The following is a 17,427-nucleotide window of genomic DNA, read 5'->3' as shown; positions in this document are numbered from 1 at the left end:
GTGATCGACGGCGGTGGAATTGCCGGGACCCTGTGGACCCTTTTCAACCACGCTGCATTCGCGTACGATCGGTAAGAACGTGAACGTTCACGATTGTCAGTCGGTCGCAGTCGCGCGCCATGTGCGATGACCGGAGCCAACACCAGACCCGAGGACCACCATGCCCGTTGAGCCCACAACATCCAGCCTCTCCTCCGCTGCGGGCCGCGGCGCTGGACCCGGGTCCGAGGCAGCGGTCAGGCAGGCGGTGCACGCCCCGGAGCGGATCCTCGACGTCGCCGCCGAGCAGGTGGCCGCACTCGCTTCCGTAGCCCCGCCACAGGGCACGACGCCGGCACGGGCCTACCTTGTGAGTGATGCCCCGCGTCTGCCGCTGAACGGTGTGTGGAAGTTCAGGCTTCACGCGGGCATCCGGCAGGCGCCACAGGACGGCTGGCAGTCGGGCGGCGATCGTCCGGATTTCGGCGACCTCCCGGTACCGTCCAGCTGGCCCATGCACGGCCACGGAACGCCCTGGTACACGAACGTTCAGTTCCCCTTCGCCGTGGAACCGCCGCATGTTCCTGACGCCAATCCCGTCGGCGATCTCTTCGTCGAGTTTGAGGCGGGCCCGGAGTACTTCCCGTCAGCCTTGATCCGCTTCGACGGCATAGAATCGGCCGGAACTGTATGGCTGAACGGCACCTTGCTTGGCACCACACGCGGCAGCCGGCTCGCCCACGAATTCGATGCCACGGGTGTGCTGGTACCGGGACGGAACGTGCTTGCAGTCCAAGTGGCGCAGTTCTCGGCAGCCAGCTATGTGGAAGACCAGGACATGTGGTGGCTGCCCGGCATCTTCCGGGATGTGACGCTGCAGGCGCGGCCGTCGGAGGGGCTCGACGACGTCTTCGTCCACGCTGACTATGACCATCGCAGCGGCGAAGGCATCCTCCGCGTAGAGGCGAGCCGGGCAGGGCAGCCGGCTGCCGCCGTCGTGCGCATCCCTGAACTGGGGCTGGAAGTGCCCGCCGGGGAGGAGCGTCGGCTCCCGGGCATCGAGCCGTGGTCGGCAGAATTGCCGCGGCTGTACGACGCCACTGTCAGCACCACGGGGGAGACCGCCTCGGTGCAGCTCGGCTTCCGCACCATCAGTATCGAGGATGCCCAGTTCAAGGTGAACGGCCAGCGGATCCTGCTCCGAGGCGTCAACCGCCACGAACACCATCCCAAGCTGGGCCGCGTGGTGCCCAGGGAGGTCATGGAAAGCGAACTGCGGCTGATGAAGCAGCACAACATCAACGCCATCCGGACCTCGCACTACCCGCCGCACCCGGACTTCCTGGCGCTGGCGGACCAACTTGGCTTCTACGTGGTCCTTGAATGCGACCTCGAAACGCATGGCTTCGAACAAGGCGGCTGGCAGCAGAATCCCAGTGCCGATCCGCAGTGGCAGCAGGCCCTCGTGGACCGAATGTCCCGGACCGTGGAGCGCGACAAGAATCACGCGTCGGTGGTTATGTGGTCCCTGGGCAACGAGGCCGGCACGGGCGAAAACCTTGCAGCGATGTCCAGCTGGACCAAACTCCGCGACCCCTCCAGGCCCATCCATTACGAGGGCGACTGGAGCTCCGCCTACGTGGACGTATATTCGCGGATGTATGCAAGCCAGGCGGAAACGGAGCTGATCGGCCGTGGCGTGGAACCTCCTTTGGATGACGCGGACCTTGACGCGCGGCGGCGCGCCATGCCGTTCGTCCTGTGCGAGTACGTTCACGCCATGGGCAACGGCCCGGGGGGCATGTCCGAATACCAGGAACTTTTTCACCGGCACCCGCGGCTGATGGGCGGCTTTGTGTGGGAGTGGCTGGAGCATGGCATCACCCGAACGGCTCCTGACGGGCAGGAATACTTCGTCTATGGCGGCGACTTCGGCGAGGAAGTCCACGACGGAAACTTCGTCACTGACGGCCTGGTGGATGCCAACCGGGTGCCGCGCCCGGGCCTGCTGGATTTCAAGAAGGTCATCGAGCCGCTAACCATTGACGTGGCGGCGGACTGGTCCGGGTTCTCGCTCACGAACCGCTTCGATTTCGCCGACACATCGGGGCTGGAGTTCCGCTACTCTGTGGAGGCCGACGGCGTCACGGTCGACGGCGGTCCGGTTGACGTTGCGCCTGTGGCGCCGCACGAATCAGCCGACCTCCGGTTGCCGGCCGGGCTGCTGGAACGAGCGGGGCTGGCTCCTGCCGTGCTGACGGTCAGGGCAGTTCTCAAGGAAGACGCCGCCTGGGCGGACGCGGGCCACGAAGTTGCGTGGGGCCAGAAGTCTGCCAATGTGCGGGTGGCTCCGGTGCCGGCGGCAACTTCCGCCGTTCAGGTGGACGGTGGCCTCCTTCGCCTGGGGCCGGCTGCCTTCGATCGCGCGACGGGTTCGCTTGTTCGGCTGGGCGACACTGCAGTCGAGGGGCTTCGACTCCTGCTGTGGCGTGCACCCACGGATAATGATCTTGGGGCGGAGTGGGGTAGCCCGGATCCCCGCCCAGTAGCCACACAGTGGCTGGATGCGGGACTCAACCGGATGCACGCCCGGCTTGTCGGCATTTCCTCCCGGCCCGCGGCAGGCGGCGGGGACGAGCTGGTGGTGCGGACGCGGGTTGCAGCCGCCGGTAAGCAATTCGGGGTGCTGGCCGAATACGCCTGGACCAGTGACGGCTCCAGTGTCAGCGTGCGGACAACGGTCACACCCGACGGTTCGTGGGTCAACGCCGGCTGGCCAGTGCCGTGGGCGCGCATAGGAGTGGAACTCGTGATGGGTTCGGCCACCAAGTCCGTGGAGTGGTTCGGCCAGGGGCCGCACCACAGTTACCCGGATACAGGCCAGGGCACCAGGCTTGGCTGGTACGACCTGCCCTTGAAGGACCTGGACGTGGAGTACGTCCGGCCCCAGGAATCGGGCGCCCGTTCCGGCGTGTACTCGGCAGCGTTGGAGCTCGACGCCGGCCGGCTTACCATCGGCGGCGAGCCGTTCGCACTCACCGTGCGCCCCTACAGCCTGGCGGCACTGGAAGCCGCCACCCATCGCCCGGACCTTATTCCGGACGGCCGCACCTACGTGTACCTCGATCACGCCGTACTCGGAGTCGGAACTGCGGCCTGCGGTCCGGGGGTGCTGGAAGGCTACCGGCTGGCGCCGCGGGAAGCCGACTTCTCGTTCGTCTTTGGTGTGACTCAGTCCACATAGAGTTGTAGCGTGCCGCGGAACGCCCAGAAGCAGCGGAACCGGCCGGAAATCCTTGTCATTCCGGGGTTTTTGGTTGGGTTCTTGCTGTGTGGGGGTGGATTTGTGTGGGGTGCTGTGGGCGTGTAAAGTAATTCGAGTCGCCGCCGCTGATGCGGAGAGATTGCGACCGACCCCCTTCTGAATGGCCTGGAAAACGGCGCTGTTATGGCGTGCGGATATCGGGTGGGGATCCTTCCTGTGGTGCTTGTGGCTGGCGGAATGCCGGTTTGCATTGTGTTGCGGGATCGGGTAAGTTTGGGAAGTTGCTCCGGAGCGATCCTTGACCGTGTGGTTGTGGTGGTGCCGGGTGTGTCTGTTGTTTGAGAACTCAATAGTGTGCCAAGTTTGTTGATACCAATTTATTTTATGGATTGGTTGAATTGACTGGATTATGCCACCCCGTGGTGTGGTCTGGTTTTTACAGCTGGTTTCAAATTTTGTGCAGCCGCTTTCTTCCGTTTTCCCGGGGGTGGTGGTTGTGTCTGTTTTTGTTTTACTTCAACGGAGAGTTTGATCCTGGCTCAGGATGAACGCTGGCGGCGTGCTTAACACATGCAAGTCGAACGATGATCCCAGCTTGCTGGGGGATTAGTGGCGAACGGGTGAGTAACACGTGAGTAACCTGCCCTTAACTCTGGGATAAGCCTGGGAAACTGGGTCTAATACCGGATATGACTCCTCATCGCATGGTGGGGGGTGGAAAGCTTTTTGTGGTTTTGGATGGACTCGCGGCCTATCAGCTTGTTGGTGAGGTAATGGCTCACCAAGGCGACGACGGGTAGCCGGCCTGAGAGGGTGACCGGCCACACTGGGACTGAGACACGGCCCAGACTCCTACGGGAGGCAGCAGTGGGGAATATTGCACAATGGGCGAAAGCCTGATGCAGCGACGCCGCGTGAGGGATGACGGCCTTCGGGTTGTAAACCTCTTTCAGTAGGGAAGAAGCGAAAGTGACGGTACCTGCAGAAGAAGCGCCGGCTAACTACGTGCCAGCAGCCGCGGTAATACGTAGGGCGCAAGCGTTATCCGGAATTATTGGGCGTAAAGAGCTCGTAGGCGGTTTGTCGCGTCTGCCGTGAAAGTCCGGGGCTCAACTCCGGATCTGCGGTGGGTACGGGCAGACTAGAGTGATGTAGGGGAGACTGGAATTCCTGGTGTAGCGGTGAAATGCGCAGATATCAGGAGGAACACCGATGGCGAAGGCAGGTCTCTGGGCATTAACTGACGCTGAGGAGCGAAAGCATGGGGAGCGAACAGGATTAGATACCCTGGTAGTCCATGCCGTAAACGTTGGGCACTAGGTGTGGGGGACATTCCACGTTTTCCGCGCCGTAGCTAACGCATTAAGTGCCCCGCCTGGGGAGTACGGCCGCAAGGCTAAAACTCAAAGGAATTGACGGGGGCCCGCACAAGCGGCGGAGCATGCGGATTAATTCGATGCAACGCGAAGAACCTTACCAAGGCTTGACATGGGCCGGACCGGGCTGGAAACAGTCCTTCCCCTTTGGGGCCGGTTCACAGGTGGTGCATGGTTGTCGTCAGCTCGTGTCGTGAGATGTTGGGTTAAGTCCCGCAACGAGCGCAACCCTCGTTCCATGTTGCCAGCGCGTAATGGCGGGGACTCATGGGAGACTGCCGGGGTCAACTCGGAGGAAGGTGGGGACGACGTCAAATCATCATGCCCCTTATGTCTTGGGCTTCACGCATGCTACAATGGCCGGTACAAAGGGTTGCGATACTGTGAGGTGGAGCTAATCCCAAAAAGCCGGTCTCAGTTCGGATTGGGGTCTGCAACTCGACCCCATGAAGTCGGAGTCGCTAGTAATCGCAGATCAGCAACGCTGCGGTGAATACGTTCCCGGGCCTTGTACACACCGCCCGTCAAGTCACGAAAGTTGGTAACACCCGAAGCCGGTGGCCTAACCCCTTGTGGGAGGGAGCTGTCGAAGGTGGGACTGGCGATTGGGACTAAGTCGTAACAAGGTAGCCGTACCGGAAGGTGCGGCTGGATCACCTCCTTTCTAAGGAGCACCTACAACAACCCTGCCCCGTGTATGCGGGTGTGGTGGTGTTGTCAGGAGTACGCCCGTTGCGCAGACGTAAGTTCTGCGGCGGGTGCTCACGGGTGGAATATCAGCAAATAGCGGCCGGTGGTTCTTTTTCCTGACTTAGTACGGATGTTCTTCACGTGTGGAGGGTGTCCTGGAAGGGTTCGGGGGGAGGGGTTCCGGTTTAGTGTTTGGCACACTGTTGGGTCCTGAGGCAACAGGGCCATGGCGTGGCCGGGTTTCCTTTGCGGGGGATGCGGTTGTGGTGTGGGTTTGTTTGTTTCTGGTTTCCTGGCTGCACCGATCATGCATGTTTGTGTGTGTGGGGTGTGTGGTACGGGGTTGTTGTTTGAGAACTACATAGTGGACGCGAGCATCTTTTATAAGAAGCAATTTCCAAGAATATGAACCTGGATCTGTTGTTCTGTCTTTCGGGATGGAGCGGTGGTTTCTGTGGTTCTCTCGAAAATTAGCGTTTTTGATCTTTTGTGGTCAAGTTTTTAAGAGCACACGGTGGATGCCTTGGCATTAGGAGCCGAAGAAGGACGTAGGAATCTGCGATAAGCCTGGGGGAGTCGATAACCGGACTGTGATCCCAGGGTGTCCGAATGGGGAAACCCCGCCAGGGACGCGAGTTGCCTGGTGACCCGCATCTGAACACATAGGGTGCGTGGAGGGAACGCGGGGAAGTGAAACATCTCAGTACCCGCAGGAAGAGAAAACAATAGTGATTCCGTTAGTAGTGGCGAGCGAACGCGGATCAGGCTAAACCGTTCCATGTGTGATAGCCGGCGGGCGTTGCATGGTCGGGGTTGTGGGACTTTCCGTATCAGTTCTGCCGGACTGGTGAGGTGTGATGTGCAGGCATAGGTGAACGGTCTTGAAAGGCCGGCCAGAGAGGGTGTGAGCCCCGTAACCGTAATGTTGTGTACCGCCTGGAGAGTATCCCAAGTAGCACGGGGCCCGAGAAATCCCGTGTGAATCTGTCAGGACCACCTGATAAGCCTAAATACTCCCTAATGACCGATAGCGGACCAGTACCGTGAGGGAAAGGTGAAAAGTACCCCGGGAGGGGAGTGAAACAGTACCTGAAACCGTGTGCTTACAATCCGTCGGAGCCAGTCTGATTCTGGTGACGGCGTGCCTTTTGAAGAATGAGCCTGCGAGTTAGTGTTACGTCGCGAGGTTAACCCGTGTGGGGAAGCCGTAGCGAAAGCGAGTCTGAATAGGGCGTTGCAGTGGCGTGATCTAGACCCGAAGCGAAGTGATCTACCCATGGCCAGGTTGAAGCGACGGTAAGACGTCGTGGAGGACCGAACCCACTTCAGTTGAAAATGGAGGGGATGAGCTGTGGGTAGGGGTGAAAGGCCAATCAAACTTCGTGATAGCTGGTTCTCCCCGAAATGCATTTAGGTGCAGCGTTGCGTGTTTCTTACCGGAGGTAGAGCTACTGGATGGCTAATGGGCCCTACAAGGTTACTGACGTCAGCCAAACTCCGAATGCCGGTAAGTGAGAGCGCAGCAGTGAGACTGTGGGGGATAAGCTTCATAGTCGAGAGGGAAACAGCCCAGACCACCAACTAAGGCCCCTAAGCGTGTGCTAAGTGGGAAAGGATGTGGAGTTGCGAAGACAACCAGGAGGTTGGCTTAGAAGCAGCCATCCTTAAAAGAGTGCGTAATAGCTCACTGGTCAAGTGATTCCGCGCCGACAATGTAGCGGGGCTCAAGTACACCGCCGAAGTTGTGGCATTCACATTTTATCCAAGCCGCTCCCTTGTGGGGTTGGTTCAGGAGTGTGGATGGGTAGGGGAGCGTCGTGTGGGCAGTGAAGTCGCGGTGTAAACCAGCGGTGGAGCCTACACGAGTGAGAATGCAGGCATGAGTAGCGAAAGACGGGTGAGAAACCCGTCCGCCGAATGATCAAGGGTTCCAGGGTCAAGCTAATCTGCCCTGGGTAAGTCGGGACCTAAGGCGAGGCCGACAGGCGTAGTCGATGGACAACGGGTTGATATTCCCGTACCGGCGAAAAACCGCCCATGCTGAACAGGGGATACTAACCGCCCGAGACCTGCCCGATCACCCTTGTGGTGTGAGGGTTTTGGTGGAGCGCGGGACCTGATCCTGGGAGGTAAGCGTATTAACAGGTGTGACGCAGGAAGGTAGCCGAGCCGGGCGATGGTTGTCCCGGTCCAAGGATGTAGGGCGAACGGTAGGCAAATCCGCCGTTCATGATGCCTGAGACCTGACGGGACCCCTTTAGGGGGGGATTCGGTGATCCTATGCTGCCTAGAAAAGCATCGACGCGAGGTTTTAGCCGCCCGTACCCCAAACCGACACAGGTGATCAGGTAGAGAATACTAAGGCGATCGAGAGAATTATGGTTAAGGAACTCGGCAAAATGCCCCCGTAACTTCGGGAGAAGGGGGGCCCCAACCTTGATGGACACTTGCTGTCCGGAGGGGATCGGGGCCGCAGAGACCAGGGGGAAGCGACTGTTTACTAAAAACACAGGTCCGTGCGAAGTCGCAAGACGATGTATACGGACTGACTCCTGCCCGGTGCTGGAAGGTTAAGAGGACCGGTTAGCCGCAAGGCGAAGCTGAGAATTTAAGCCCCAGTAAACGGCGGTGGTAACTATAACCATCCTAAGGTAGCGAAATTCCTTGTCGGGTAAGTTCCGACCTGCACGAATGGAGTAACGACTTCCCCGCTGTCTCAACCATAAACTCGGCGAAATTGCAGTACGAGTAAAGATGCTCGTTACGCGCAGCAGGACGGAAAGACCCCGAGACCTTTACTATAGTTTGGTATTGGTGTTCGGAGTGGCTTGTGTAGGATAGGTGGGAGACGTTGAAGCCCGGACGCCAGTTCGGGTGGAGTCATCGTTGAAATACCACTCTGGTCACTTTGGACATCTAACTTCGGCCCGTAATCCGGGTCAGGGACAGTGCCTGATGGGTAGTTTAACTGGGGCGGTTGCCTCCTAAAAAGTAACGGAGGCGCCCAAAGGTTCCCTCAGCCTGGTTGGCAATCAGGTGTCGAGTGTAAGTGCACAAGGGAGCTTGACTGTGAGAGAGACATCTCGAGCAGGGACGAAAGTCGGGACTAGTGATCCGGCGGTACATTGTGGAATGGCCGTCGCTCAACGGATAAAAGGTACCTCGGGGATAACAGGCTGATCTTGCCCAAGAGTCCATATCGACGGCATGGTTTGGCACCTCGATGTCGGCTCGTCGCATCCTGGGGCTGGAGTAGGTCCCAAGGGTTGGGCTGTTCGCCCATTAAAGCGGTACGCGAGCTGGGTTTAGAACGTCGTGAGACAGTTCGGTCCCTATCCGCTGCGCGCGCAGGAAATTTGAGAAGGGCTGTCCTTAGTACGAGAGGACCGGGACGGACGAACCTCTGGTGTGTCAGTTGTACTGCCAAGTGCACCGCTGATTAGCTACGTTCGGATGGGATAACCGCTGAAAGCATCTAAGCGGGAAGCTCGCTTCGAGATGAGATTTCCATACACCTTGTGTGTGAGAGGCCCCCAGCCAGACCACTGGGTTGATAGGCCGGATGTGGAAGCGAGGACTAACGACTCGTGAAGCTGACCGGTACTAATAGGCCGATAACTTACACCACACACCCTTTTCGTGAACGGATTCAAAAGACGTTCACACCATGGAAAGGGTACAAAGAAAAACAAGACTGCTTGCGTCCACTATGTGGTTCCCAAACAACAAACCCGTTGCTTGAGGAACAAACACAACAACATAACAACACCACACCTGCCCTGAGCGGCAGGAGCATGTTGTAACCACTAATTTTCCCAACCCCCGCACCGGGGGTCCGGGTAAAAGGGTTACGGCGGTCATAGCGTGGGGGAAACGCCCGGTCCCATTCCGAACCCGGAAGCTAAGACCCACAGCGCCGATGGTACTGCACCCGGGAGGGTGTGGGAGAGTAGGTCACCGCCGGAACATCATTCAGGTCGAGAGCCCCAACCAGGCAACTGGTCGGGGCTCTCCCACGTTAACCACCAAAACCCCACCACCCACCCACAAACCCCCACCGCCCCCTGGGACGCTCTCTCACATCCGGCACCCCTTCCTGCCCACGCTCTCTCATTACCTGCCGTGTTGTGCCGGAAGCGCTCCCACCCCCTGCGGCACCCAGCCCCTGGCACGTGGGCCACACACCGCCGTCGAACCCCGCCACAACCGGGAGAGCGTCCCCAGGGGGAGTGCCAAAGGTGAGAGAGCGTCGGCAGGGGGAGTGCCAAAGGTGAGAGAGCGTCCCGCGCTGGTCCTCAGGCGGGAGCTTCGGCGGCCGTCCGCTGATGGCGAAATAAGGGGTCAAAAGGCCTCAAAACCGGTGATTTACCTCAAAAAATGGCGGAAACACGCGGAATTTGCGGACCTGACCGCGGCAAGCTGGTAAGTTTTCGAACAGTGGCTTGTGCGCATGCCGCGTTCAGGCTCCAGAAATCATGACCGTCCAGGAGGACATAAATGGCTAAGAACCGTAGTGAACTTGTTGCAGAGGTAGCAGGCAAGGCCGGCACCAGCCAGGCAGCCGTCAACTCCGTGCTCGATGCACTGTTCGAGGTTTTCGAGACCTCTGTCGCCGCGGGCGAGAAGATCACCATCCCGGGCTGGCTCGCAGTTGAGCGCACCGACCGTGCAGCCCGTACGGGCCGCAACCCGCAGACCGGCGAGACCATCCAGATCGCCGCCGGCCACAGCGTCAAGCTGACCGCGGGCTCCAAGCTGAAGGCTGCTGTCTCCAAGAAGTAGCATCCGGCGTCCAACGCTTGAAAGGGAGCGGCAACCTCAGGGTTGCCGCTCCCTTTGCGTTGTGCTCCGCAGTCAGGCCGTCGATTCGCGGCGCAGGCACCCGTAGCGGACAATGGATAGGTGCCCTCCGCAGCAAAATCCCGCCCCACCCATCCGCAGCCTTCCCCCACTCCGGGAAAGACGGGGGTCTCTGCGGGCGCTGCGGGCATTTCCCGGCCGTGGCAGTTTGCCGGCCTCGCCGCGCTCTTCCTGGGGCTAACAGCGGCCCTCCTGTTCTCCGGAGCGGCTGCCGCGCGCGAGGTCTCTGATCCCGGCGCCCTGATTCGCTGGGGGCTGCCCATCAGCAAAGCCATCCACAACGTCTCACTGGCCACGGTGATCGGCGGCCTGGTTTTCGCCGTCGGCATCCTGCCACGCAATGCCAACGCTTCCCGGTCCAGGGACACCGCCACAGCAGAGCACCCTGCGTTCTCCCGTGCGCTGGCCGTGGCGGCAGGTGCAGGCGCAGCGTGGACGCTGTCAGCCATTGCCGTGCTGGTGCTCACCTACTCGGACGTGGCTGGCCAGTCGCTCTCCGGTGATGCGGAATTCACCCGCGCACTGGTCTACTTCATGACGGACATCGAAACCGGCCGCGCCTGGCTCGCCGTGACCATCGTGGCGGCCGTGGTGACTACCGCCTTGTTCGGGGTCAGGTCGCTGACCGGGCTGGCGATGACGCTGACGCTTTCACTGGTGGGCATGGTGCCCATCGCCCTCATCGGCCATTCCTCGAGTTCCAGCGACCACGAAGGGGCCATCAACTCCCTGGCCCTGCACCTGGTGGGCGTGTCCGCCTGGGTGGGCGGCATCATCATGTTGGCCGTCCTGTCCGGCATCCTGACCGGAGGCAACACCAGCGCCGGCTCCAAAGCAGACATCACAGAGCCCACGCTCCGCCGCTTCTCTTCCCTTGCCGGATTCGCCTTTGTCCTGGTGTTTGCCTCCGGTGTCATCAATGCCAGCATCCGGATCACCAGCTGGCACGACCTCTTTGGATCCGCCTACGGGCAAATGGTGCTCGCCAAGGCCGTGGCCACCCTGATGCTTGGCGCCATCGGCCTGATGCACCGCCAGTGGGTCATCCCGCAGCTGAACCGCAAGGGCGGGGCTGCGCTGTCCTCCCGACGGGTGCTCTGGCAATTGGTCATCGCGGAACTGCTGATCATGGGCGCGACGTCGGGAATCGCCGTCGCCCTTGGCCGTTCCGCCCCGCCACAACCCACCACCTTCGCTCCTGACGCCTCCCCGGCCTTCATCCTCTCCGGCTACGAACTGCCGCCTGAGCTGACCCCGGAACGCTGGCTCACCGAATGGCGTCTGGACTGGCTCTGGATTGCCGTAGCAGCGGTCGGCCTGGTGTCGTACTTCCTCGGCGTGGCCAAGGTCCTGCGCCGGGGCGACAAGTGGTCCTGGTTCCGCAGCGTCAACTGGGTGATTGGACTGGTGGTCCTCACCTGCGTCACCTCCGGTCCGCCGTCGGTGTACGGGCGAGTGCTGTTTTCCGCCCATATGGTGGATCACATGGCGCTGACCATGGTGGCCCCGATTTTCCTGGTGCTGGGCGCCCCCGTAACGCTCGCGCTGCGCGCCCTGCCGGCCCGCGCTGACGGCTCGCGGGGGCTGCGCGAATGGCTGCTGCTGTTCGTGCACTCCAAGTTCTCCCAGCTGGTCACGCACCCGCTCTTCGCCGCGGCCAACTTTGCCGGTTCAATCGTGCTGTTCTACTACTCCGACGCGTTCGGCTACGCCATGCGGGACCACGTGGGCCACGAGCTCATGAACCTGCACTTCGCCCTCACCGGCTACATCTTTGTCCTGACCATGATCGGAACGGACCCGCTGCCCCGCCGCGCACCATATCCGATGCGGTTGCTGCTGCTCTTGGCCACCATGGGCTTCCACGCATTCTTTGGGGTGGCGATCATGGGAGGCACCGGGCTGCTGGCCGCGGACTACTTCGGAAACCTGGGCCGGACCTGGGGGCCCTCCGCGCTGCTCGACCAGCAGATGGGCGGTGCAGTGGCCTGGGGCATCGGCGAAGTACCCACGCTGCTTGTGGCAATCGGCGTGGCAGTGATGTGGTCCCGCTCGGATGCGCGGGAGTCCAAAAGGACCGACCGGGCCGCGGACAGGAATAACGACGCCGATCTCACTGCTTACAACGATATGTTTGCCAAGTTGGCTGAACGCGACGCCAAGCTGGCTGAACGCAACTCAAAGCTGGAAGGACGCTGATGAGCGAAACCGTACGGACCCACCACCGGGTCCGCGCCTCCGAACTGGTTGGCCGTAACTGGCTCAACACCGGCGGGAAGTCCCTGGACTTGGAATCCCTGCGCGGCAAGATCGTGCTCCTGGACTTCTGGACCTTCTGCTGCATCAACTGCCTGCACGTACTCGATGAGCTGCGGCCGCTGGAAGAGAAGTACTCGGACGTCCTGGTGACGGTGGGCGTGCACTCGCCGAAGTTCGAGCACGAGGCCGACCCCGTTGCCCTCGCCGCCGCCGTGGAGCGCTACGAGATCCACCACCCGGTCCTGGACGACCCCGAACTGGAGACCTGGAAGGCCTACACCGCCCGCGCCTGGCCCACCTTGGTGGTCATCGATCCCGAGGGCTACATCGTGGCGCACCTTTCCGGTGAAGGCCACGCGGACGGCCTGTCCGTGCTGATCCCGGAACTTATCGCCCAGCATGAGGCCAAGGGCACCCTGCACCGCGGCGACGGCCCGTACGTTGCGCCGGAGCCGACGTCGGGCACCTTGCGCTTCCCCGGAAAGGCACTCTTCCTCCCGGCCGGCCGGGGCACCTCCGCCATCGGCGGACCGGAGGCAAAAGCGTCCGACGCCGGGACTTCCGACGCCGGCTCCTGGCTCGTCACCGACACCGGCCACCACCGCTTGGTGGAGCTGGGCACGGACTTCCACACGGTGCTGCGCACCTACGGCTCCGGGACCAAGGGACATGCCGACGGCCCCGGCGCCGACGTCGACTCCGTCAAACCCACCGCACAGTTCAACGAACCGCAGGGCCTGGTCCTCCTGCCGGAAGACGTGGCAGCGAAGACGGGCTACGACGTCGTAATTGCCGACTCCGTCAACCACCGCCTGCGCGGGCTGTCCCTCACGGACGGAACCGTCAGCACGCTCGTCGGCAACGGCGTGCAGCGCCTGCTCGAGACAGGGCCGGCGCGGGTGGACGAGGATGCGGCTGGCTTCACCGGACGCCTCAGTGACCATCCCCTGGACGTTGCCCTGAGCTCGCCGTGGGACGTTGTCTGGTCCGCCAAGCTCAATGCCGTGGTTGTTGCCATGGCCGGCGTCCACCAGATCTTCAGCTTCGACCCGATCTCCGGAGCCGTATCAATTCTTGCCGGTAACGGCCTGGAAGGGCTCCTGGACGGCGCCGCGCACGAAGCCTGGTTCGCCCAGTCGTCCGGCCTGGCCGAGGACGCTGACGGCAACATCTGGGTGGCCGACTCGGAGACCTCCGCGCTGCGCAAACTGGTAATTGACGACGCCGGCACGGTCACCGTGGAGTCCGCCGTCGGCAAAGGCCTTTTCGACTTCGGCTTCCGCGACGGTCCCGCCGCGGAAGCACGGCTGCAGCACCCGCTCGGCGTCACCGTTCTGCCGGACGGATCCGTGGCCATCGCCGACACCTACAACGGTGCCGTGCGCCGTTACGACCCCGCCACCGGGACGGTGTCCACGCTCGCCCGCGGTTTGTCCGAGCCCTCCGACGTGATTGTGGACCACACGCACACAGCCGGCTCGGAGCCGCTGCTGGTGGTGGTGGAAGCCAACAAGCACCAGCTGATCTACGTGCCCATCCCCAAGGAGGCCCAGCAGGTGGACGAGGGCGCGGTGCAGACGCACCGGCCCAAGAGTCCGGTCGCTCCCGGCACACTGGAGCTGACCGTTCGGTTCACGGCACCCACCGGGCAGAAGCTCGACGACCGCTGGGGGGACCCCACGCAGCTGAAGATTTCCTCAACGCCGCCCGAGTTGCTGGTTGCCGGCGGTGGAACCTCGGTGGGGCTGCAGCGGACGCTGGAGCTCTCCGCCGACGTTCCCGACGGCGTGCTGCACATTACGGCGCGCGCAGCGGCCTGCGACGGCCCCGAAACGGCCGACGGCGAGATCCCCGACCACGCTGCCTGCCACCTGTACCAGCAGGACTGGGGCATCCCGGTGGTGCTGCAGGCCGACGGCGACACTGAGCTGGTCCTGGACCTCCGCGGCATGGACTGAGGTTCTCCTCAAACGCACCACAGAAGGCTGCGGCCCGTGACCCTGCGTCACGCGCCGAAGCCTTTTGGCGTATACGGGGAAGTGGCTGCCGCCCGGCCGGAGCCGGCCTAGTAGCTGAGGAGCGGGGTGACCCTGATGGTGTCGCCGTCGACGTCCAGGCGGGTCGTGAAGCTGAAGTCGTGCTCCACGTCGAGGTCGCCCACGATGCCGGTGAACAGGTCGGTTTGCTGCGCCTTCAGCCGTGCCTTCCCGTCCAGCGGGGCCACCACCCAGCGGCCGCCGAAGGGCTCGATGGAAACCTTCGGGTATTCGCTGATGCTCCAGTCGATGGTCCCCGGCGTCACCCGGTTGAACGTGGCGTGGTAGAACGGGCAGTCGGGCTGGAGTTTCTGCTCCTTCACGGCTTCTGCTGCGCAGGCATCCAGGAATTCCTTGACCTTGGCGCCCACGGCGTCCTTCAGTGCGGGGGTGGCTTCGGTCAGGAGGCTCAGCGGGGCGGTGGGGACGTCACGTCCGGACACCGTGGCACGGGTGGGCGGGGCGGAGAAGTACTCGCCGTTCAGGCTTGCCTCGTACTCCCCTGGATAGAAGACGGCGAAGGAATTGCGGCCGTTGGGCATGTTCACCGGAACACCGTTGAGGGTGGCCTGGTTGGAGTTGACCACTGTGACTTCCAGGACGGGAAGCTTGGCCGGCACGAACGCCCACTTGTTAAAGAAGAGCCATTCGGTACCGGTCCGCTCCAGCAGGAACTCGGTGCTGAGCCGGCTGCCGTCAATGGTGTAGTCCATCGGAACCATGACCTGGTTCCCGGAGCGTTCCTGGGTCTCGCCGAACTTCACGTTCGTCACCCGGGAAGCCGCCGTTTGCAGGGCCGTTCCGTCGAGCATGGCGGCGTCGCTCTCCGGGACAGAGGCGCGCAGGAGGCCCAGGGCTTTCTCGCCCTCGCCCTTCTGCAAAGCGTCCAGATATTCCCGTACCGGCTGCTCGGGACTCGCCACCGAGGCGTTCACCAGGTTGACCGCGACGATGGCTCCGGCGATGGCAAGCATCAGGCCCAGCAGCCATCCGGCCGCGATCCTCACCAACGCTTGACTCATCTGCACGCACCTTACGTTACCTGCAAGGCGCGTGAAAGCAGGTGTGGGGGACCTCCGGTATGACGCCGCCCGGTGGCTGTCAGACAGTCCGACGGCGGCCGGCCGGCACCCTTGCCAGCCCCGCCGCGGCGCTAGCTGCTGCTCTACCGGCGGCGGCGGGAGGACGTGCCGAAGACGCCCCGCAACAGCTCCCGGCCCAGTTGGGTTCCGAGCGAGCGGGCCATGCTTTTGAGGCCGCCGCCCAAGGCTCCGGCGAGATCGTCAGCCATGCTTCCGCCTGATTCCTTCCGGGCCTGCGGCGCTGTGCGTTCGCCGCTGCGTGGCCGTTCCGGTACCGGGGCGGGTCTGCTGCTGGGGCGGCCCAGAATATCTTCCTCGATGCGCCGGGCATCGGCGTCCACGGAGGCCTGGTCCATGGTTCCGGGAACAGGGCTACCGGGCGCGGGGCTATTGGGCACAAAAATTTCCGAGTTCGGAGCGGGAGGCTGCCCGGGCGCCGCGGCTCCCGTGGGGGCGGCGCCCTTTCCTGAGATCTTCTCGTAGGCGGAGACCTTGTCCACGGCCGTGCCGTATTTTACGAGCAGCGCGGAACCGGCCACGGTGCTCTTGACGAGGTCCTCCGTGCTGGGGCCCATCAATGATTCCGGGGCGCGGAGGCGGGTCAATGCCACCGGGGTGGGGGCGCCCTTTTCATTCATCACCGTGATGACGGCTTCACCGATTCCGGCCGAGGTCAGCGTTTCCTCGAGGTCGTAGTCGCTCACCGGGAACGTGGACACGGTGGCTTTCAGGGCCTTGGCGTCTTCCGGGGTGAACGCGCGCAGGGCGTGCTGGATGCGGTTTGCCAGCTGCCCCAGGACATCGGCCGGCACGTCCTTGGGCGTCTGGGTGACAAAGAAGATGCCCACGCCCTTGGAACGGATGAGCCGGACAGTGGTGGTAATCGCCTCCAGGAACGCCTTGGAGGCATCGTTGAAGAGCAGGTGTGCCTCGTCGAGGAAGAAGACCAGTTTGGGCTTGTCCAGATCCCCGGCTTCGGGCAGGTCCTCGAACAGGTCCGCGAGCAGCCACATCAGGAAGGTGGAGAACACCATGGGCTTGGTTTGCAGCGTGGGCAGTTCCAGGCAGGTGATGACGCCGCGGCCGTCAGGGGCGGTGCGCAGCAGTTCGGCGGTGTCGAATTCGGGCTCGCCGAAGAAAGCTTCCATGCCCTGTGCCTCAAGGGTCACCAGTTCGCGGAGGATGACGCCGGCCGTCGCCTTGGAGAGCCCGCCCAGCGCCTCGAGTTCGTCCTTGCCCTCGTCCGACGTGAGGAACTGGATGACCGCCCTGAGGTCCTTGAGGTCGATCAGTTCCAGGTTGTTCTTGTCCGCAAAGTGGAAAGCGAGCTGCAGGCTGGATTCCTGGGTGTCGTTGAGCTCCATGATCCGCGAGAGCAGGATGGGGCCGAAAGAAGTGATGGTGGCCCGGACAGGGATGCCGTTGCCGTCGCCGCCGAGAGCCAGGAATTCCACGGGAAAAGTCCTGCCCGCCCAGGCCTGGCCGATGCTGTCCGTGCGCGCTTTCAGTTTTTCGCTGCCGGTTGCGGCGGTGGCCAGCCCGGAAAGGTCTCCCTTGATGTCGGCGAGGAACACCGGCACCCCGGCCGTGGACAGCTGCTCCGCCATCATGTGGAGCGTGACGGTCTTGCCGGTACCTGTTGCGCCGGCCACCAGTCCGTGCCGGTTCATCATGGCCAGGGGCAGCCGGACGGGGGCGTCCTTGTGGAGCTCGCCGTCGACGATCGCGGCCCCCAGTTCGATGGTGGCGCCGTCCAGGGTGTATCCCTTCTGGATGGTGGCGACTTTATCTGCAGTGGATTTGATGGCCATGCCGATAGCTTAGCCGCGGGGGCCCAGATCTTTGCTGAATGCCAGGAACTTGATGGTTTCCGGATCTGC

General features: G+C 62.5%; 6 protein-coding genes and 3 rRNA genes. 7 read left to right on the top strand and 2 right to left on the bottom strand.

Features of this window, described 5'->3' with window-relative positions; all coding sequences use genetic code 11:
* Positions 1-160 precede the first annotated feature (160 nt).
* From JOE41_RS09925 to JOE41_RS09895, 7 genes are all read left to right on the top strand, one after another.
* Positions 161-3,223 (top strand): glycoside hydrolase family 2 TIM barrel-domain containing protein, encoded by a 3,063-nt coding sequence (locus JOE41_RS09925; protein ID WP_209752237.1) that lies wholly within the window; start codon positions 161-163, stop codon positions 3,221-3,223.
* Positions 3,224-3,760: 537 nt separating this feature from the next.
* Positions 3,761-5,284 (top strand): 16S ribosomal RNA (locus JOE41_RS09920).
* 517 nt (positions 5,285-5,801) lie between these two features.
* A 23S ribosomal RNA gene (locus JOE41_RS09915) occupies positions 5,802-8,938 on the top strand.
* A gap of 221 nt (positions 8,939-9,159) precedes the next feature.
* Positions 9,160-9,276: ribosomal RNA gene (gene rrf / locus JOE41_RS09910) — 5S ribosomal RNA — on the top strand.
* The 16S, 23S and 5S rRNA genes sit together here, the layout of an rRNA operon.
* Before the next feature lie 531 nt (positions 9,277-9,807).
* Entirely contained in the window at positions 9,808-10,092 is a 285-nt protein-coding gene (locus JOE41_RS09905) for an HU family DNA-binding protein (RefSeq protein ID WP_011693739.1), read from the top strand.
* A 120-nt stretch (positions 10,093-10,212) separates the two neighbouring features.
* A complete protein-coding gene (locus JOE41_RS09900; protein WP_209752236.1) occupies positions 10,213-12,369 on the top strand; it encodes a cytochrome c oxidase assembly protein in 2,157 nt (718 codons plus the stop codon).
* The gene (locus tag JOE41_RS09895) at positions 12,369-14,387 is read left to right on the top strand and encodes an NHL domain-containing thioredoxin family protein (RefSeq protein WP_209752235.1); all 2,019 of its coding nucleotides are present in this window, start codon (positions 12,369-12,371) and stop codon (positions 14,385-14,387) included. Before JOE41_RS09900 ends, JOE41_RS09895 begins: the two co-directional genes overlap by 1 nt.
* Positions 14,388-14,494: 107 nt before the next feature.
* Here JOE41_RS09895 and JOE41_RS09890 read toward each other — a convergent pair whose 3' ends face one another.
* Both JOE41_RS09890 and JOE41_RS09885 read right to left on the bottom strand, forming a co-directional pair.
* Positions 14,495-15,487: a hypothetical protein gene (locus tag JOE41_RS09890; protein ID WP_011693736.1), complete on the bottom strand. Its 993-nt coding sequence runs from the start codon at positions 15,485-15,487 to the stop codon at positions 14,495-14,497.
* Between the two features lie 143 nt (positions 15,488-15,630).
* Positions 15,631-17,358, bottom strand: coding sequence for a helicase HerA-like domain-containing protein (locus JOE41_RS09885; RefSeq protein ID WP_209752234.1), 1,728 nt, complete (start codon positions 17,356-17,358; stop codon positions 15,631-15,633).
* Between the last annotated feature and the right edge of the window lie 69 nt (positions 17,359-17,427).

This window comes from Arthrobacter sp. PvP103 (assembly GCF_017833075.1).
Lineage (GTDB): Bacteria > Actinomycetota > Actinomycetes > Actinomycetales > Micrococcaceae > Arthrobacter.
The sequence above is the reverse complement of the archived record's forward strand: the minus strand, read 5'-3'. Positions and strand labels throughout refer to the sequence as shown.